Raw genomic sequence first — 16,737 nt, 5'->3', positions numbered from 1 at the left:
TCATTTCTCCTCGGCCTTGGATACGTCCGGCAGGTGGTGCGCGATACCCTTGTGGCAGTCGATGCAGGTCTTTTCCTTGTTGGCCAGGTAGGTTGAGTGCATGGCCTGCGCGCGCGGGCTCTGCCGCGTGAAGTCCATCGACTGGTAGTCATGGCAGTTGCGGCATTCCAGCGAATCGTTGGCCTTGAAACGGGCCCATTCGTGCTGCGCCAGCGTGAGCCGGTGTGCCTGGAACTTCTCGCGCGTGTCGACGGTGCCGAAGACCTTGGCCCAGACCTCCTTGGACGCCTGCATCTTGCGGGCCATCTTGTCGGTCCAGTTGTGCGGCACGTGGCAGTCCGAGCATTTGGCGCGAACGCCGCTGCGGTTGGTGAAGTGGATGGTGCCCTGCAGTTCCTGGTAGACGTTGTCGCGCATCTCGTGGCAGCCGGTGCAGAACTGCTCGGTGTTGGTCAGTTCCAGCGCGGTGTTGAACGCGCCCCAGAACACCAGGCCGGCAATAAAGCCGCCCAGCGTCAGGAAGCCCAGGCTGAAATGCGCACTGGGCCGGTTGATGGTCCGCCAGTAGCGCTTGAGCAGGTCGAGCATGGCGCGCATCCGCAATGAGGTTGATGTCGTGGCCGTGCGCTGCTATTTGGCCGCTCCCTTGGTGTCGGCCGCTCCTTTGGCGCCGGGCTTGCGCTTGAGCATCTGCTCGACATCGATGAAGGTATTGCCCACCAGCGGCTTGGCGTCCGCCTGCGGCACGTGGCATTGCGTGCAGAAATAGCGGCGTGGCGACACATCGGCCAGCACGTTGTTGTCGCGGTCCATGTAATGCGTGATGCTGACCGGGATCGCCTGTGTCTCTTCGGTACGGGTGCGCGCGTGGCAGAACATGCAGCGGTTGAAGTCCTTGTCGACCTGGTAGCCGTCGATCTTGTGCGGGATCGTTGGCGGCTGCATGGTGTAGTTGCGGTTGCGGCGGATGTCCTTGTTCTCGGTCGGGTACAAGATCGGCGCCTTGGCTTCGTTGCCGATGGGCGTGGACCCGCGCATGGCATCCACCAGCCCCTGCTGCTGCTGCTGTGCGCGCGCCGGCGGCGGCAGCGCCGCCAGCACCGCCAGCAGCAGCGTGAACAAGGCCAGCAGTGGCATCCAGGATCGACTCGGTTTCATGGCGTCTCCTGTTGTATCGGCCGCGCTAGACCTTGACGATCTTGACCGCGCACTTCTTGAAGTCGGTCTGCAGCGAGATCGGGCAGGTCGCGTCCAGCGTTACCTTGTTGATCAGCTGGCTGGCGTCGAACCACGGCACGAACACCAGCCCGCGCGGCGGCGCGTCGCGCCCGCGGGTCTCCAGGCGCGAGCGCATGCGCCCGCGTCGCGATACCACTTCCACTTCCACGCCGCGGCGCAGGCCCATGGCCTTGGCGTCCTCGGGATGCATGAACACCACCGCGTTGGGGAAGGCGCGGTACAGCTCGGGCACGCGGCGCGTCATCGAGCCGGAATGCCAGTGTTCAAGCACGCGCCCCGTGACCAGCCAGTACGGATACTCCTTGTCGGGCGATTCGGGTGGCGGCTCGTAGGGCAGGGCGAAGATCACCGCCTTGCCGTCGGGGTTGCCATAGAACTGGTAGCCGGTGCCGGCCTTCACGTAGGGATCGCTGCCTTCGCGGTAGCGCCAGCGGGTTTCCTTGCCGTTGACCACCGGCCAGCGCAGGCCGCGCGCCTCATGGTAGGCGTCGAACGGCGCCAGGTCGTGGCCATGGCCGCGGCCGAAGCTCGCGTATTCCTCGAACAGCCCCTTCTGCACGTAGAAGCCGAAGGCCTTGGCCTCGGCGTTGTTGTACTCGGCGTTGACTTCCTTGAGCGGGAACTTGTCGACCTGCCCGTTGCGGTAGAGCACGTCGAACAAGGTCTTGCCACGATATTCCGGCTTCTTCGCGATCAGGTCGGCGGGCCAGACGTCCTCCACCTTGAAGCGCTTGGAAAACTCCATCAGCTGCCACAGGTCCGAGCGCGCCTCGCCTGGCGCATCGACCAGCTGGTGCCAGAACTGCGTGCGGCGCTCGGCATTGCCGTAGGCGCCTTCCTTCTCGACCCACATCGCGCTGGGCAGGATCAGGTCCGCCGCCAGCGCGGTGACTGTGGGGTAGGCTTCCGACACCACGATGAAGTTGGCCGGATTGCGGTAGCCCGGCAAGCCCTCTTCCATCAGGTTGGCCGCGGCCTGCATGTTGTTGTTGACCTGCACCCAGTAAGCGTTGAGCTTGCCGTCCTTGAGCATGCGGTTCTGCAGCACGGCGTGGTAGCCCGGCTTGTCGGGAATGGTGCCCGCCGGCAGCTTCCAGATGCGCTCGGCTTCTTCGCGGTGCTTGGGATTGGTCACCACCATGTCCGCCGGCAGCCGGTGCGAGAAGGTGCCCACCTCGCGCGCGGTGCCGCACGCCGACGGCTGCCCGGTCAGCGAGAACGGGCTGTTGCCCGGCGTGGCGATCTTGCCGGTCAGCAGGTGCAGGTTGTAGACCATGTTGTTGGCCCAGCTGCCGCGCGTATGCTGGTTGAAGCCCATGGTCCACAGCGACATCACCTTGATGTTGGGATCGGCATAGAGCTCGGCCAGCTGGTCGAGCTTGGCCTTGGGCACGCCCGACAGCTTGCTGACGGTATCGGCGTCGTACTTGGCCACGAAGCGCGCGAAATCATCGAACGTGATCGGGCGCGAGGCGCCGGGGTCGGCCGCGTTCTTGGCCGCCTTCTGAAGCGGATGCTCCGGGCGCAGGCCGTAGCCGATGTTGGTCACGCCCTCCTTGAAGACCGTGTGCTTGTTGACGAAGTCCTTGTTGACCTTGTTGTTCTTGATGATGTAGTGGGCGATGTAGTTCATCATCGCCAGGTCGGTCTGCGGCTTGAAGATGATCGGGATGTCGGCCAGGTCGAAGGAGCGGTGCGTGAAGGTCGACAGCACCGCCACGCGCGTCTTCGGATAGCTCAGGCGCCGGTCGGTGATGCGGGTCCACAGGATGGGATGCATCTCGGCCATGTTCGAGCCCCACAGCACGAAGGCATCCGCGGCCTCGAAATCGTCATAGCAGCCCATCGGCTCGTCCATGCCGAAGGTGCGCATGAAGCCCTGCACCGCGGAGGCCATGCAGTGGCGCGCATTGGGATCGATGTTGTTGGAGCGGAAGCCGGCCTTGTAGAGCTTGGACGCGGCATAGCCTTCCCATACGGTCCATTGGCCCGAGCCGAACATGCCCACCGCGGTCGGGCCTTTCTCTTTCAGCACGCGCTTGAATTGCTGCTCCATCTCGTCAAAGGCGCGCTCCCACGTGACCGGCGCGAATTCGCCGTTCTTGTCGTACTTGCCGTTCTTCATGCGCAGCAGCGGCTTGGTCAGCCGGTCCTGGCCGTACATGATCTTCGACAGGAAATAGCCCTTGACGCAGTTCAGTCCCTTGTTGACCTCGGCCTGCGGGTCGCCGTTCGTGGCCACGACCTTGTTGTCCCTGACCGCCACCGTGACCCCGCAGCCGGTGCCGCAGAAGCGGCACGGCGCCTTGGACCATTTCAGCCTGGTCATGTCGCTGTCGGTGACAAAATTCGCGGCCCCCGCGGGCAGCGTGACGCCGGCCACCGATGCCGTCGCGGCGACGGCGGTCTGCTTGATGAAATCGCGGCGGGAGATGTTCATCTTGCGCCCTCCTCGTAGATGGTCTCGCTCATGGCTTCGGCGTCTTCGTTGTGCTGGTAGACAAGCGCAGCCGACAGCACGCCGGGGAGCTGGTGGAGGTAGGTGAGGTGCGCGGCAATGGCGCGCGCGGTGGGCGCTTCGATAGTGACCACGAGCTTGCCGGCATCGCTGGCGGCGTGGACCTCTGCGCCGGTGAGGGATTCGATGGCGCTGCGTACCTGCGCCACGCTGGCCGGATGCGCATGCACGACGATGCCGGCAATGTGCCACTCGTCACTGGCTGGCAGCGGCTGGATGGGGATTGCACATCTGGCTGCGGGCATGCGGAAGCTCCGGTTCAATGCCGTTTCAGTCTGTGCTGCAGCTTGTTTTTATCTTGCAACATCGCGCCAATGGCGCGCCGCGCGTTCAGTGCGTTGGGGGGCCGCTGACCAGCTGGGTCATCCAGACAATGAACCCATAGCCTGCCACGACGATGACGGAAAGCACCGGCACCATCACGGCGGTCAGGAACAGGAAGCTGCGCAGTTCTTCCTTCTTGCGCTGCGGATCGTGGACTTCCCCGGTTTCCATCATGGCTCGACGTAATCGGTGAACATGGTCAGGGCAATGCACCTGATGCGTAAAACCATTAAAGGAAGCAAGGTCGAAGGTGTCAAGACTGCACTCGTGCGGCGTTCTGGCGGCTTATGCAATGTCTTGTGCAACGGCTCAGGCAATCAGCCCGCGCGCACGCGCCAGCGCGACGGCCTCGGTGCGGCTCTGCGCGCCCAGCTTTGCATGGATGCGGCGAAGATGCGACTTGACCGTCAGTTCCGAGACGAACAGCTTCTGTGCGATAACCCGACTGCGGTATCCCGCCGACAGCATGTGCAGGACTTCGAGTTCGCGCGCGGTCAGCGAATCTGCCGATCCTACCCTGGCCGCGCGCGCTTCTTCCGCGGGCACGCTTGCCTGCGTACCGGCATCAGGGCCTTGCTGCTGGTCTCTTGCAGCGAAAAGCGCAGCGCCGCCGGCGCGATCTCCAGCAACTGGCCGCGCGCGCAGGCGCCCCAGGCCCAGCTCCGGCGTGGCCCGGGACCCGACCACCAGCGTGCCGCACTGTGGCAGCGCCGCGATCAGCTGCTGCAGGAAGTCGAGCGCGGGCGCGTCATGCAACGTTTCCAGATCGTCCAGCACGATCGCGAACGGCTGTGACGCGCTGCCCACCCGCTCGAGCAGGGCGTGCGCCAGCCGCGGGCCGCTGTCACCCGGTTCGGCCGGCGCCCCGCGTTTGCCGCGCAATGGCGCCAGGCCCGCTTCCAGGTGCGCCAGCAGGCGCTCCAGGTCGTTGTCGCCGGCATCCACGCGCAGCCAGGCGACCGCCTGGTGCTGCGCCACGCAATGCGCGGCGTACTGCTGCATCAGCGTGGTCTTGCCGAAGCCGGCGGCGGCGCGCAGCACGATCACGCGCGCCGCGCGCGCTTCGGCCATCTGCGCTACCAGCTGCGGGCGGTGCAGCATGGCCGCATGCGCCACCGGTGGGGCGAGCTTGGGGCGGGCCGGGGCGGCACGGCACCGGAGGTGGCGTGAAGGGCAGGCGGGTGCAAGGCGTTCCTGGGCCGCCCGAGCGCGGGCGGGGCTTGAGTGCGGGCCGATTCTTCCACGCGCCTCAGGGTTGCGTCCTAGACAGGCGCGCTCGCCGCTGCTGCCCGACGTGCCGACGTTCCAGGAGGGCGGGGTGCCTGGCCTGGAGCGGCAGGGATGGATCGGCCTGTTCGCGCCCACGGGAACGCCGCGCGCGATCGTCGACAAGGTGTCGGTCGACGTCAATCGCGTGCTGACCAACGCCGACCTGCGCGCGCGCATGGTCGAACTGGGCATCTTGCTGAAAGGGTCATCGCCGGCGGCATTTGCCGGCGTGGTCAAGCAGGAGCAGGCCTACTGGGCCGAGGCCATTCGCGCCTCCGATATCCGGCTCGATTGAACGAAAGAACGGGCGGCCGCGCCGCCCGTGTGCCACGCCTACCGGTAAGTCACCACCATCACGAAGCCATCCGGCTTGCCGCGCCGCCAGCCAGGCAGGCTGCGGAACACCGGCTCCACGCGCATCATCGCCGTCGCGACATGCGCGTGCCCGTTGGCGCGCACCGGCGGCATCGGCACCGGCGCCGAGACCGTCCGCCCCGAAGCATCGATGCAGCGCGCCTGCACGTGTGCCGCCGCGGGCGTGAAGCCGCATGACGGATTGGCGATGGCGCCGCGAAACGTGATCGTACCCGTCTGCGCCGCCGCGATGCCGGCCAGCGCCAGCGTCAGGACTCCACCCGCTATCAGCTGCCCGGTGATGCCGGGAACTGTCCCGCTTTGTCTCATGGATCTCATGTCATCACTCCGCTGTCGGTGTAGTGCGGATGCAAGCCCCCGAGCGATGCGGTGCTGCCACTGCGCCACCGGAAGGGCAGTACATGCGCCACCTGATGTTAGTGCCGCAATAGTGATTTATTGAGATTTGGGACAATGCTGTGACCATTGCCCCCCGCAGCGGGCCAGGGCGCGAGGGCGCCCTGCATGGTTTCAGGCAGCCGGGCCAGTGCCTTCCCGCAGGATCAGGCGCGAGCGCGCGAAACCCGCGTGCGTGCGCAGCGCCTGCATCAGCTGCTCGGACGGCACGCGGTCGAGATCGGTCACCACATAGCCGGTGGTGCCGCGCGTCTGCAGGTGCTGGCCGGTGATGTTGACCCCCTCCTGCGCCAGCAGCGTATTGAGCGCGGCCAGCGCACCCGGCGCGTTGCCATGCACGTTGAGCAGGCGCGCCGGTGCCTGCAGCGGCCCCGGATCGACCTCGGGAAAGTTCACCGCACCGATGGTGCCGCCGGTCGCCAGGAAGTGCGCCAGCTTGGCCGCCACCTCTGCGCCGATATTCTCCTGCGCCTCTTCGGTGCTGCCGCCGACGTGCGGGGTCAGCAGGACGTTGGGCAGGTTCTGCAGCTCGCTGACGAACGGATCGTTGTTGGTCTTGGGCTCTTGCGGGAACACGTCGATGGCGGCGCCGCCCAGGCGTTTTTCACGCAGCGCCGCGGCCAGCGCGGCAATGTCGACCACGCTGCCGCGCGAGGCATTGATCAGGATCGCGCCTGGCTTGAAGGCCGCCAGCACGCTTGCATCGATCATGTTCCTGGTGCGCGGCGTGGCCGGGACATGCAGCGTCACCACCTCGGCCTGCGACACCGCTTCTTCAAGCGAGCCCGCGGCACGCGCGGAGCCGTGCGACAGCCGCGCCAGCACGTCGTAGTAGACCACGCGCATGCCCATCGATTCGGCCAGCACGCCGACCTGCGAGCCGATGTTGCCGTAGCCGACGATGGCGATGGTCTTGCCGCGTGCCTCGAAGGCGCCGCTGGCCCCCTTGGCCCACTTGCCGGCATGCGCGAGCGTGTTTTTCTCGGGGATCCGGCGCAGCAGCATCACCGCTTCGGACACGACCAGTTCGGCCACCGAGCGCGTGTTGGAAAAGGGTGCGTTGAATACCGGGATGCCCGCGTGCGTGGCGGCCTCCAGGTCGACCTGCGAGGTGCCGATGCAGAAGCAGCCGATCGAGAGCAGCCCCGGGGCGCTGCGGATATCGTCGCCGCGCAGGTGCGTGGCCGAGCGGATGCCGACCACGTCGTGGCTGGCCAGCACCTCGCGCAATTCAGGGCCGGCCAGTGCGCCGGTACGGCGCTCGACCTGCAGGCCGGCTTCAGCCAGCCGTGCGTTGGCGCTCTGGTGGATGTTCTCGAGCAGGATCGCAGTGGTCACGTTCGTCTTCCGCGTGGAGGGATGGATACGCCTCCATTGTGCGCGCAAAACGGCACTGGACCCCGGGAGTCCCTGCTGCCGGCAATGACACCGGCGTTAATACAGGCGTCGATACAGGCGTGCCTGGGGCAACGCGCCCGTGCGCTGCCCCGTGCCGGTTCAGCGCGAGCGGCGCGAGTCGCCGCCGAGCGGGTCGACGATGATCATGGTCTGGCGCAGCACCCCGCCGTCATCGAAGTAGGCGCTGAAATGCGCGGTCTGCAGGCCGTCCTTGTACATCCGCCACGACCAGGCTTCGCGCTTCATCAGGGGATAGTACTGGATGGGTTCGCGGGGCAGGCCGAAATGCTCCTGCATGTCTTTCTTGGTCCAGACATTGACCTGGGCACGGTAAACCTCCGTTTCGGTCAGCATCTGGCGGTAGTTGGTGAGCTTGCCGCCGGCATCGAAATCGGCGGCGTAGACCTCATGCCCGAAGGGCTGGCGCGACCACAGCCAGCGGGTGGTGCCGTCGGCCAGGCGGAAAGTCTCGGTGGGTGGCCCGAAAGTATCGCGCACGGCACTTTCCGGGCTGCCGATCAGCTTCTGGCCGGTCTGAAAAGGCTGCAGCGTGGCGCAGCCCCCGAGCGTGCCGGCCAGCCATGCGGCCGCGCACAGGCGGCCGGCCAGCCGAAGTTGCATGCGAAGCTCCATGGCGTTCTCCTGCGGGTGTCATGCCCGCATCCGCCATTCTCCGACTAGTGCGATGGCCGGTGCAACAGGCGCCCCGGCGTGCCGGGACGCCGGGTGCCGCAGGACGATCAGCAGCGGCCCTTCTTGGCCTGGCCCGGAGGACAGAAGGATTCGTTGCCGTACGGATCGACGCGGCAATTGCCCTTCTTGGCCTGGCCCGGCGGGCAGCCGGGACCGCCACCGCCGTAGGTGTCATACGGGGCAACCACGCAGCCGCCAAGCAGGACGCTGCAGGCAGCGAGCAAGGCCAGGACTGGTTTCATTGAGTTCTCCTTATTGTGGGGATCTGGATGCGCCCGAGGATAAAGCTTCGGCCTGTCGTCAATTGTAAGTAATCGTGAGCAGGCAAGCCGCGCGTGGCGCCCGGAAGGGTGCTGCAGATGCGTGCGGGGACATCCCCAGGCGCGATGCTACGGCAGGTGCCGGCCGGGCAGCGGGGCCGCCGGCGCGCCGCCGGGCCGCGCCGCCTGGCCCGCCGAGCCCTGCCGGCGCGTCATGCCGGCCCTGGCCTGCCCGGATGCGCGAGGCGCAGCGAGCCGGCGGTCGCCGTCGATGCGCTCCGCCGGCGCGGAGAATGCCCCGATCCTGACGGGCTCGCCCATGCCGCCGGTGACGTGCTGCGCATGGGCGATGCCGGAGGCCGTGGCCAGCAGGGCGGCGGCAACAAGGGGAAGGGCGGGGAGGCGATGCATGGAAGGTTCCGGTCGTCGGTGCCGTACGGCACGCGGCAGACGGATGTGTCGCGGCTTCGTGCGGGCCACGGGAGCATAGCCGAGCTCCCGGGCCATGGGTGTAATCGATTGTTATTCGGCGGCCATCAGCCGCCTCTCATTCGGGCTGGATGCCGGCGGTCTTGATGATCTTGCCCCAGCGGTCCAGCTCCGCCAGCTGGAACTGCGCCAACTCGGCCGGCGACGAGACCCTGACCTCCATGCCGTTCTCGGCCACGAACTGCTTGACCTGCTCGGTGGCCATGGCCTTGTGCATCAGTTCGTAGACGCGGTTGACCACGGCTGGCGGCGTGCCGGCCGGTGCGTACAGCGCATTCCAGTAGCCGAACTCGTAGCCCGCGACGCCCTGCTCGCCGATCGTCGGCACGTTGGGCAGCAGCGCCGAACGCTGCGGGCTGCTGACGCCCAGCGCGCGCAGCTTGCCGGCCTTGACCTGCGGCAGGCTGGTGGTCAGGTCGACGATCATTACGTCGGTTTGCCCCGCCACCAGGTCGATCACCGCGGGCGGGTTGGCCTTGTACGGCACGTAGGTCAGCCTGGTGCCGGTCATGTGCTGGAACTTCTCGGTCGCGACGCGCGCCGACGACGAGCCCGAGCCGAAGGTCAGCTTGCCCGGCTCCTTCCTGGCGAGGGCGACGAATTCCGGCACGGTCTTGGCCGGTACGCTGGGGTTCACCACCATCAGCATGTAGCCCTGCACCAGCTGGCCGATCGGCGTGAAATCCTTGATCGGGTTGTAGGGCATGGACTTGAGCAGGTGGGGGTTGGCTGCCTGCGTGGTGTTGGTGGTCATGAACAGCGTATAGCCGTCGGGCGCCGCGCGCGCGACCTGCTGCGCGGCGATGCCGCCGGAGGCGCCGGGGCGGCTGTCGACGACGACGGGCTGGCCGGTTTCCCTGGTGATCTGCGCCCCCACGGCGCGCGCCAGGCCGTCGGTGGTGCTGCCGGGGCTGGAGCCGATCACGATGGTGATGGGCTTGGACGGGTAAGTCTGTGCACCGGCCAGGGAGGGCGCGAGCAGCGCCACGGCAAGGGCCGCAAGGCGGGTAACGTGGGTAATGCGCATGATGTCTCCTGTGTTTGTTATGAGTCTGTTATGCGTCTGTTATGCGTCTGTTATGCGTCTGTTATGTGGGTTTGCCGCGGGCCGCCCGCGCCAGGCGGGCGGCTGGGGGATCAGGTGGTCAGGCTGAACTCGGGCCGTTTGCCGGCCAGTGCCTGGGCCAGGCTGTGCAGCACCATCTCGCCCATCGCGGCGCGGGTCTGGTGCGTGGCGCTGGCGCGGTGCGCCTGCAGCGTGACGTTGTCCATGCCGAACAGCGCTTCGGGCACGTTGGGCTCGTCGACGAACACATCCAGCCCCGCGCCGGCGATGCGGCCGGCCTGCAGCGCCGCGACCAGGTCGGCTTCCTTCACCAGGCGGCCGCGCGCGACGTTTATCAGGTAGCCGTCCTTGCCCAGCGCATCGAGCACCGCGGCATCGACGATGCCTTCGGCCTTGTCCGCGGCAGCGGCCAGGATCAGCGCGTCGCTCTGGCGCGCCAGCCCGATCAGTTCCGGCACGAAGGCGTGCGGTACGTCGTCCATCCTGCGCAAGTCGGTGTAGGCAATCGGGCAGCCGAATGCGGCCAGGCGCGTGGCGATGGCCCGGCCCACGCGGCCCATGCCGACGATGCCCACGCGCAGGCCGCTGACGCGACGCGCCAGCGGGATTGCGCCCGGCTGCGGGTTGCGCACCCAGTCGCCGGCGCGGATAAAGCGGTCGCCCGAACACATGCCGCGGCAGGTGGCGATCAGCAGGCCTACGGCCAGGTCGGCCACGTCCTCGGTCAGCGCGCCGAAGGTGCCGGTCACCGGCAAGCCGCGCGAGCGGGCATATTCCAGATCAACCGCATCGGTGCCGACACCGTTGACGGCCACTACCTCCAGCGCTGGCAGCAGTTCCATCATCGCGCGCGTGATGCCGGTATGGCCGCCGGTGATCACGCCACGGATCTTCGCGCCGTGCTCGCGCAGGTAGGTGTCCTTGTCGGCTTGCTCGAACAGCCGGTGCACGGTGTAGAGCGTGTTCAGCTTGTCATTGATGGCGGGGATCAGGATCGGGTTCAGTTGGAGGATGTCTGGCTTCATAGGGAAGTGATGGCTGGCGAGGAGGACGGGCCGTGGACAGAGATAGATGCGTCGCTTGTCATCAGTCATCCTATGACATGGCCAGAACTCGCGCCAAGAAGATTCTGGTTGGGTTAAGGGTTTACACCCGACCTTGCTGCGGCGAACAAGGGCAATGTATGGCACATTACGCCATCTTTGCCTGCCGGCCCCCGGGGTAATCCCCAGCACAATCTTTGCCGCAACCTCGTAAAATGTTGTACGACAACGTATTACACAAAGTCAGCGGAGAGCCAATATGCGCGAAAACCGGATCCGAAAGATGTGGGCGGCAGGCCAGGCGGTGGTCAATGGCTGGCTGTCCATCCCCAGCGCCTTTGCCGCCGAGACCATGGCACACCAGGGCTGGGACTCGCTCACCATCGACCTACAGCACGGCGCGCTCGACTACGCCGATGCACTGGCACTGCTGACCGCCATCTCGACCACGAACACCGTGCCGGTCGTGCGCGTGCCGTGGAACGAGCCCGGCATCCTGATGAAGGTGCTCGATGCCGGCGCGTACGGCGTGATCTGCCCGATGGTCAACACCCGCGCCGATGCCGAGCGCCTGGTGGCCGCCACGCGCTACCCGCCGCTGGGCACGCGCAGCTTCGGGCCGATCCGCGGGCTGCTGTACGGCGGCGCCGACTACGCGCAGCACGCCAACGACACCGTGGTGGTGCTGGCGATGATCGAGACCCGGCAAGGGCTGGAAAACCTGGACGAGATCCTGTCGGTCGACGGGCTCGACGGCGTCTATATCGGCCCGTCCGACCTGTCGCTCGCGCTTGGCTGCCGGCCCACCTTCGACGACGTCGACCCGCCCGTGGCACAGGCGATCGAGCACGTGGTTGCCCGTGCCAAAGCGCATGGGCGTGTCGCGGGCGTCCACAACGGCGCGCCGACGGCCGCGTTGCGCCGCATCGGCCAAGGCTTCAGCTTTGTCACCGTGAGTTCCGATGCGCGGCTGATGGCCGCGGGGGCGCAGCAGGTCATGGCCGAGATGCGCGCCGGACAGTCACGGCAGACCGCAGCGCCGGCGCCCGACAGCGGCGGCTACTGAACGCGCCTGGCTGCAAACAACACCGAACCGTACCGAACGCAAGGAGAGCGAAACGTGAAACTCGGATTCATTGGTCTTGGCATCATGGGCAGCCCCATGGCGCAGAACCTGATCGCCGGCGGGCATGAAGTCAGGCTGTCGAGCCGCAGCGGCGCGCCGCAGGCCCTGGTCGACCTGGGCGGCATCGGCTGCGCGTCGGGCCGCGAAGTGGCGCAGGGCGCCGACATCATCTTCCTGATGGTGCCGGACACGCCGCACGTGGAAGCGGCACTGTTCGGCGAAGACGGCGTGGCCGCCGGCCTGACCGAGGGCAAGATCGTGGTCGACATGAGCTCGATCTCGCCGATCGCCACCAAGGAATTCGCCAGCCGCATCAACGCGCTGGGCTGCCGGTACCTCGATGCGCCGGTGTCCGGCGGCGAGGTCGGCGCGCGCAACGGCACGCTCTCGATCATGGTGGGCGGGCCCGAAGCCACCTTCGAGACGGTGCGGCCCCTGTTCGAGCTGATGGGCAAGAACATCACGCTGGTCGGCGACAACGGCGCCGGCCAGACCGCCAAGGTCGCCAACCAGATCATCGTGGCGCTGAACATCGAGGCCGTGGCCGAGGCGCTGCTGTTCGCCGCCAAGGCCGGCGCCGACCCGGCGCGCGTGCGCCAGGCGCTGATGGGAGGCTTTGCCTCGTCCAAGGTGCTGGAGGTGCATGGCGAGCGCATGATCCGGCGCACTTTCGAGCCCGGCTTCCGCATCGGGCTGCATCAGAAAGACCTGAACCTCGCGCTGTCCAATGCGCGCGAAATGGGCCTGTCGCTGCCCAACACGGCGACCTGCCAGGAACTTTTCAACGCCTGCGCGAGCCACGGCGGCGCGGGCTGGGACCATTCAGCGCTGGTGCGCGCGCTGGAGCTGCTGGCCAACCACGAAATCGGATCCTGAACATGACTGCAACCACAACGTCCACCCAGCCCGCCGACAGCATCGCCTGGATCCGTCTGTCTTCCAGCTACCTGCCGCTGGCCACGCCGATCAGCGACGCCAAGGTGCTGACCGGCCGGCAGAAGCCGATGACCGAGGTGGCGATCCTGTTCGCCGAGATCCGCACCGCCAACGGCCACGAGGGGTTGGGTTTCAGCTACAGCAAGCGCGCGGGCGGCCCCGGGCAGTTCGCGCACGCGGCGGAGATCGCGCCGGCGCTGATCGGCGAGGATCCCAGCGATATCGCGCGGCTGTGGGACAAGCTGTGCTGGGCGGGCGCGTCGGTCGGCCGCAGCGGCCTGTCGACGCAGGCCATCGGCGCCTTCGACGTGGCGCTGTGGGACCTCAAGGCCCGGCGCGCCGGCCTGTCGCTGGCCAAGCTGCTGGGCGCGCATCGCGATGCGGTGCGCTGCTACAACACCTCGGGCGGCTTCCTGCATACGCCGCTGGACCAGCTGATGGTCAATGCCGCGGCGTCGGTCGAGCGCGGCATCGGCGGCATCAAGCTGAAGGTGGGGCAGCCCGACGGCGCGCTCGACATCAAGCGCGTGGCCGCGGTGCGCGAGCACCTGGGCGACACGGTGCCGATCATGGTCGACGCCAACCAGCAATGGGACCGTCCGACCGCGCAGCGCATGTGCCGCACCTTTGAATCGTTCAACCTAGTGTGGATCGAAGAGCCGCTCGACGCCTACGACCACGAAGGCCACGCCGCACTGGCGACGCAGTTCGACACCCCGATCGCCACCGGCGAAATGCTGACCAGCGCCGCCGAGCACTGGGACCTGATCCGCCATCGCGCCGCGGACTACCTGATGCCCGATGCGCCGCGGGTAGGGGGCATCACACCCTTCCTCAAGGTGGCGGCACTGGCCGAGCATGCCGGCCTGATGCTCGCGCCGCATTTTGCGATGGAACTGCACGTACATCTTGCCGCCGCGTATCCGCGCGAGCCTTGGGTCGAGCATTTCGACTGGCTCGAGCCGCTCTTCAACGAGCGCCTGCAGATCAGCAACGGCCGCATCCAGGTGCCGACCGCGCCGGGGCTGGGCCTGAGCCTCAGCGAGCAGGCCAGGGCCTGGACGCGCCAGCAGGCTGAATTCGGCCAGCAGCCGTAACCCCGGACTAACCAGACACAAGCCACACAGCAATACAGGAGACAACCCATGAAAAAGCTGATCGCATCCCTGCTGCTCGGCGCAGCCATGGCCACCGCGCACGCCGCCTGGCCGGAAAAACCCGTCACGCTGCTGGTGCCGTTCCCCGCGGGCGGTTCCAGCGACAACGTCGCCCGCATCCTGGGCGCCAGGATGCAGTCGCAGTTCGGCGGCAGCTTCGTTGTCGACAACAAGCCGGGCGCGGCCGGCATGATCGGCGCCGCCATGGTCAAGCGCGCGCCGGCCGACGGCTACACGGTGTTCGTGTCGTCGCTGGGCCCGTTTGTGATCGGGCCGCACCTGACCAGGAACGCCGGCTACGATCCGCTAAAGGACTTCGACTACATCAGCGTGGCAGTGCAGGCGCCCAATGTGCTGGCCGTTCCCGCCAGCTCGCCGCACAAGAGCCTGCAAGACGTGATTGCCTACGAGAAGGCCCATCCCAGCAAGATGACCTTCGCCTCGGCGGGCAACGGCACCAGCGACCACCTGACTGCCGAGCTGTTCTGGCAGCAGACCGGCACCACCGGCCTGCACGTGCCATACAAGGGCGGCGCGCCGGCGCTGAACGACCTGCTCGGCGGGCAGGTCGATGCCACCTTCATGAACATCAACACCGCGATTCCGCATATCAAGGCCGGCAAGCTGCGCGCACTGGCCATCACCAGCAGCAAGCGCTCGCCGATCCTGCCTGACGTGCCGACCATGGATGAGGCGGGCGTGAAGGGTGTGACGGTCTACTCGTGGCAGGCCGTCGCCGCGCCCAAGGGGCTGCCGCCCGAGATCAAGTCCAAGCTGCATGCCGCCGTGGTCGCGGCGCTCAATGACCCGGCAGTCAAGCCCAAGCTGCTCGACCTGGGCTTCGAGATCGTCGCCAATACGCCGGAGCAGTTCACGGCGTTCCAGGCGTCAGAGTATGCGCGCTGGAAGAAGGTGATCGAGGTGGGCAAGATCACGGCTGATTGAGCCCGTTGATCAAGGAGCTCCGCTGGCACTCTTCCACTTTGCGGGAGTGGGTCAGTGATGGAAGGGACGGCAGTACGCGCCAACGCTGCGCGCACTGCCGGCTTGTTCCGCAACAGCAAACCGTAAGGTCTTGCTGGTGGCGATTAACTGGAAAATGCCACGGTCTACCCACAAAATTACTCAATGCCAATCCAGCCCAAATAGCGGAACACGCATCAATTTGCTACTCGGCGCGCGTGCCGGAACTGCCTATCAGCACGCAGCCGCATTCGGTCATGTCGCCGGCACAGGCGGCTTCACGGTCTCCCAGCATCAGGCCCGAGGTCGCGGTGATGATTGGATTGATACCGTGCGGCCGTCCGTCAGGGTAGTGCTCGGGGCAGTCCACAAGGTCGCCGAGCCGCGCCATCGGCTGGCCGTCGAGCAGGTCGTCTCCGGACCCGGTGATGACCACGCCCTTGTGGCTGGTCGCATCGCCCTTCTTGATCAGTGTGCCTGGCATCGGGAAAGCTTCTGCGTTACTGGATTGCCACCACTTCCACGCGCCGGTTCGAGGCGCGTGCGGCGGGAGTCTTGTTGTCGTTGACGGGCTCGCTGTCGCCCTTGCCGATGGCTTCGAGGCGCAGCGCCTTGGGTGACGGGGGCCGCGCCAGGTTGCCGATGGCGGCAATCTCCTGCAACAGGTCGTGCTCTTTGAGCAGCAACTGGTATTTGTACCAGCCGGCTAAGCCGGCTAGCACCAGCGCAGCCAAGACCCAGCTCATCCAGACAGGAATGCCGCGCAGGTGATGGAAGCGCCCAGGCGCGGCGGCCTTGCAGTTTGGCGAAACCTCCTTGGGGACGGGGCCGAGCTTCTTCAGCAGGATGTCATACAGCCGCTGGCGAACCGCAGTGAGGGTGCGGTCGCCGTCCGGATGGTTGCGGTAGCGGCCCTGAAACCCCATCGATAGCAGGATGAACATGACCTCGATGACATCGATGTTCTCCGCCGGGTTCTCCACGAGCCGCCCCAGCACCTGGAAGAACTTCTCGCCGCCCCTGGAGTCCTGATGGAATTTCACCAGCAGGCTGTTGGAGGCCCACCAGCCCTGGCCCCAGTCGAACTGCAGCACGCCTTCATCGATTGCCGTGCACAAGCAGTATTGCACGGCGAGAATGTGCTCGCGCTTGAGGTTGGCGCGCTCCGTGAGTTCCTTGAATCGCCTCAGTTCCTCTGAGATCAGTTCGTGCAGGCGGGGAACCGCTTCATGGTCCAGCTCCGCGGGGATTTCCGTGTAGGCACGGATGAGGGGATAGGCCGCTTCTTCCAGCGGGTTCTTCGCCGCCAGTATTTCCTGTAGCCGTTGCTCAAAGGTCTTGGGCGGCGGAACGGGGCGCAGCTTCGGTTTGCTCACAGGTGAATGCGTAGCGGCGGGTGTGGCCGCTTTGTTCGGCCCGGCCTGCGGCTCATTGGCTGCCGATGGATTGGCCAGGCTTGGCTCGGCCTTCTGTTGAGGGTCCATA

General features: G+C 66.6%; 20 protein-coding genes. 5 read left to right on the top strand and 15 right to left on the bottom strand.

The features are described 5' to 3' along the window. The 6 genes from ACIP1U_RS14455 to ACIP1U_RS14430 form a co-directional block, all read right to left on the bottom strand. Positions 1 to 588 (bottom strand): cytochrome c3 family protein, encoded by a 588-nt coding sequence (locus tag ACIP1U_RS14455; protein ID WP_342914671.1) that lies wholly within the window; start codon positions 586 to 588, stop codon positions 1 to 3. Between the two features lie 42 nt (positions 589 to 630). Then, on the bottom strand, positions 631 to 1,158 hold the full coding sequence (locus ACIP1U_RS14450; RefSeq protein ID WP_400315967.1) for a nitrate reductase cytochrome c-type subunit: 528 nt from the start codon (positions 1,156 to 1,158) through the stop codon (positions 631 to 633). A 25-nt stretch (positions 1,159 to 1,183) separates the two neighbouring features. Next, positions 1,184 to 3,679, bottom strand: a complete 2,496-nt coding sequence (gene napA, locus ACIP1U_RS14445; RefSeq protein ID WP_400315965.1) for a periplasmic nitrate reductase subunit alpha — start codon at positions 3,677 to 3,679, stop codon at positions 1,184 to 1,186. After that, positions 3,676 to 4,002, bottom strand: coding sequence for a chaperone NapD (locus ACIP1U_RS14440; protein WP_400315963.1), 327 nt, complete (start codon positions 4,000 to 4,002; stop codon positions 3,676 to 3,678). The genes napA and ACIP1U_RS14440 overlap by 4 nt, the downstream gene beginning before the upstream one ends. An 85-nt stretch (positions 4,003 to 4,087) precedes the next feature. After that, positions 4,088 to 4,252, bottom strand: a complete 165-nt coding sequence (gene napE, locus ACIP1U_RS14435; RefSeq protein WP_029044694.1) for a periplasmic nitrate reductase, NapE protein — start codon at positions 4,250 to 4,252, stop codon at positions 4,088 to 4,090. Positions 4,253 to 4,390: 138 nt separating this feature from the next. Continuing rightward, on the bottom strand, positions 4,391 to 5,182 hold the full coding sequence (locus tag ACIP1U_RS14430; RefSeq protein ID WP_400315961.1) for a LuxR C-terminal-related transcriptional regulator: 792 nt from the start codon (positions 5,180 to 5,182) through the stop codon (positions 4,391 to 4,393). Between the two features lie 154 nt (positions 5,183 to 5,336). On the opposite strand from ACIP1U_RS14430, the gene ACIP1U_RS14425 reads away from it, so the two are divergent. Continuing rightward, the gene (locus tag ACIP1U_RS14425) at positions 5,337 to 5,645 is read left to right on the top strand and encodes a tripartite tricarboxylate transporter substrate-binding protein (protein ID WP_400315959.1); all 309 of its coding nucleotides are present in this window, start codon (positions 5,337 to 5,339) and stop codon (positions 5,643 to 5,645) included. A 38-nt stretch (positions 5,646 to 5,683) separates the two neighbouring features. Here the strand turns inward: ACIP1U_RS14425 and ACIP1U_RS14420 are convergent, their stop codons facing one another. From ACIP1U_RS14420 to ACIP1U_RS14390, 7 genes are all read right to left on the bottom strand, one after another. Further along, the gene (locus tag ACIP1U_RS14420; protein ID WP_400315956.1) at positions 5,684 to 6,043 is read right to left on the bottom strand and encodes a hypothetical protein; all 360 of its coding nucleotides are present in this window, start codon (positions 6,041 to 6,043) and stop codon (positions 5,684 to 5,686) included. A 192-nt stretch (positions 6,044 to 6,235) separates the two neighbouring features. After that, positions 6,236 to 7,459, bottom strand: coding sequence for a phosphoglycerate dehydrogenase (gene serA, locus ACIP1U_RS14415; RefSeq protein WP_400315953.1), 1,224 nt, complete (start codon positions 7,457 to 7,459; stop codon positions 6,236 to 6,238). 159 nt (positions 7,460 to 7,618) lie between these two features. Beyond that, positions 7,619 to 8,140, bottom strand: coding sequence for a hypothetical protein (locus ACIP1U_RS14410; RefSeq protein ID WP_400316099.1), 522 nt, complete (start codon positions 8,138 to 8,140; stop codon positions 7,619 to 7,621). Between the two features lie 119 nt (positions 8,141 to 8,259). Beyond that, on the bottom strand, positions 8,260 to 8,454 hold the full coding sequence (locus ACIP1U_RS14405) for a hypothetical protein (protein ID WP_029044690.1): 195 nt from the start codon (positions 8,452 to 8,454) through the stop codon (positions 8,260 to 8,262). Positions 8,455 to 8,601: 147 nt separating this feature from the next. Beyond that, positions 8,602 to 8,883 carry a hypothetical protein gene (locus ACIP1U_RS14400; RefSeq protein ID WP_400315950.1) on the bottom strand — a complete coding sequence of 94 codons (282 nt, stop codon included), beginning with the start codon at positions 8,881 to 8,883 and terminating at the stop codon, positions 8,602 to 8,604. 136 nt (positions 8,884 to 9,019) lie between these two features. Continuing rightward, positions 9,020 to 9,988: a Bug family tripartite tricarboxylate transporter substrate binding protein gene (locus ACIP1U_RS14395; RefSeq protein WP_400315947.1), complete on the bottom strand. Its 969-nt coding sequence runs from the start codon at positions 9,986 to 9,988 to the stop codon at positions 9,020 to 9,022. A 110-nt stretch (positions 9,989 to 10,098) separates the two neighbouring features. Then, a complete protein-coding gene (locus ACIP1U_RS14390; RefSeq protein ID WP_400315945.1) occupies positions 10,099 to 11,052 on the bottom strand; it encodes a 2-hydroxyacid dehydrogenase in 954 nt (317 codons plus the stop codon). 277 nt (positions 11,053 to 11,329) lie between these two features. On the opposite strand from ACIP1U_RS14390, the gene ACIP1U_RS14385 reads away from it, so the two are divergent. From ACIP1U_RS14385 to ACIP1U_RS14370, 4 genes are read left to right on the top strand one after another with little or no spacing between them, the layout of a single operon-like run. Further along, positions 11,330 to 12,136: an HpcH/HpaI aldolase/citrate lyase family protein gene (locus ACIP1U_RS14385; protein WP_400315942.1), complete on the top strand. Its 807-nt coding sequence runs from the start codon at positions 11,330 to 11,332 to the stop codon at positions 12,134 to 12,136. 54 nt (positions 12,137 to 12,190) lie between these two features. Further along, entirely contained in the window at positions 12,191 to 13,072 is an 882-nt protein-coding gene (gene glxR / locus ACIP1U_RS14380; RefSeq protein WP_400315941.1) for a 2-hydroxy-3-oxopropionate reductase, read from the top strand. Positions 13,073 to 13,074: 2 nt separating this feature from the next. Continuing rightward, complete coding sequence (locus ACIP1U_RS14375) at positions 13,075 to 14,229, top strand: mandelate racemase/muconate lactonizing enzyme family protein (RefSeq protein ID WP_400315938.1); 1,155 nt, start codon at positions 13,075 to 13,077, stop codon at positions 14,227 to 14,229. Positions 14,230 to 14,277: 48 nt separating this feature from the next. Further along, complete coding sequence (locus tag ACIP1U_RS14370; protein ID WP_400315935.1) at positions 14,278 to 15,234, top strand: Bug family tripartite tricarboxylate transporter substrate binding protein; 957 nt, start codon at positions 14,278 to 14,280, stop codon at positions 15,232 to 15,234. Between the two features lie 223 nt (positions 15,235 to 15,457). Here the strand turns inward: ACIP1U_RS14370 and ACIP1U_RS14365 are convergent, their stop codons facing one another. Both ACIP1U_RS14365 and icmH read right to left on the bottom strand, forming a co-directional pair. Then, a complete protein-coding gene (locus ACIP1U_RS14365) occupies positions 15,458 to 15,736 on the bottom strand; it encodes a PAAR domain-containing protein (RefSeq protein ID WP_400315933.1) in 279 nt (92 codons plus the stop codon). A gap of 16 nt (positions 15,737 to 15,752) precedes the next feature. Further along, positions 15,753 to 16,736, bottom strand: coding sequence for a type IVB secretion system protein IcmH/DotU (gene icmH, locus ACIP1U_RS14360; protein ID WP_400315931.1), 984 nt, complete (start codon positions 16,734 to 16,736; stop codon positions 15,753 to 15,755). Between the last annotated feature and the right edge of the window lies 1 nt (position 16,737).

Source organism: Cupriavidus sp. NPDC089707, assembly GCF_044748965.1.
In the GTDB taxonomy this organism is placed as follows: domain Bacteria; phylum Pseudomonadota; class Gammaproteobacteria; order Burkholderiales; family Burkholderiaceae; genus Cupriavidus.
The sequence above is the reverse complement of the archived record's forward strand: the minus strand, read 5'-3'. Positions and strand labels throughout refer to the sequence as shown.

Bases quoted from the DNA above. Each gene is read 5' to 3' on its own strand.
- ACIP1U_RS14410 (WP_400316099.1), bottom strand. From the start codon at position 8,140: ATGCAACTTCGGCTGGCCGGCCGCCTGTGCGCGGCCGCATGGCTGGCC.
- ACIP1U_RS14430 (WP_400315961.1), bottom strand. From the start codon at position 5,182: ATGCTGCACCGCCCGCAGCTGGTAGCGCAGATGGCCGAAGCGCGCGCG.
- icmH (WP_400315931.1), bottom strand. From the start codon at position 16,736: ATGGACCCTCAACAGAAGGCCGAGCCAAGCCTGGCCAATCCATCGGCA.
- ACIP1U_RS14450 (WP_400315967.1), bottom strand. From the start codon at position 1,158: ATGAAACCGAGTCGATCCTGGATGCCACTGCTGGCCTTGTTCACGCTG.
- ACIP1U_RS14395 (WP_400315947.1), bottom strand. From the start codon at position 9,988: ATGCGCATTACCCACGTTACCCGCCTTGCGGCCCTTGCCGTGGCGCTG.
- ACIP1U_RS14405 (WP_029044690.1), bottom strand. From the start codon at position 8,454: ATGAAACCAGTCCTGGCCTTGCTCGCTGCCTGCAGCGTCCTGCTTGGC.
- ACIP1U_RS14390 (WP_400315945.1), bottom strand. From the start codon at position 11,052: ATGAAGCCAGACATCCTCCAACTGAACCCGATCCTGATCCCCGCCATC.
- ACIP1U_RS14385 (WP_400315942.1), top strand. From the start codon at position 11,330: ATGCGCGAAAACCGGATCCGAAAGATGTGGGCGGCAGGCCAGGCGGTG.
- napA (WP_400315965.1), bottom strand. From the start codon at position 3,679: ATGAACATCTCCCGCCGCGATTTCATCAAGCAGACCGCCGTCGCCGCG.
- ACIP1U_RS14375 (WP_400315938.1), top strand. From the start codon at position 13,075: ATGACTGCAACCACAACGTCCACCCAGCCCGCCGACAGCATCGCCTGG.
- ACIP1U_RS14455 (WP_342914671.1), bottom strand. From the start codon at position 588: ATGCTCGACCTGCTCAAGCGCTACTGGCGGACCATCAACCGGCCCAGT.
- ACIP1U_RS14400 (WP_400315950.1), bottom strand. From the start codon at position 8,883: ATGCATCGCCTCCCCGCCCTTCCCCTTGTTGCCGCCGCCCTGCTGGCC.
- ACIP1U_RS14420 (WP_400315956.1), bottom strand. From the start codon at position 6,043: ATGAGATCCATGAGACAAAGCGGGACAGTTCCCGGCATCACCGGGCAG.
- ACIP1U_RS14440 (WP_400315963.1), bottom strand. From the start codon at position 4,002: ATGCCCGCAGCCAGATGTGCAATCCCCATCCAGCCGCTGCCAGCCAGT.
- ACIP1U_RS14370 (WP_400315935.1), top strand. From the start codon at position 14,278: ATGAAAAAGCTGATCGCATCCCTGCTGCTCGGCGCAGCCATGGCCACC.
- ACIP1U_RS14365 (WP_400315933.1), bottom strand. From the start codon at position 15,736: ATGCCAGGCACACTGATCAAGAAGGGCGATGCGACCAGCCACAAGGGC.
- napE (WP_029044694.1), bottom strand. From the start codon at position 4,252: ATGGAAACCGGGGAAGTCCACGATCCGCAGCGCAAGAAGGAAGAACTG.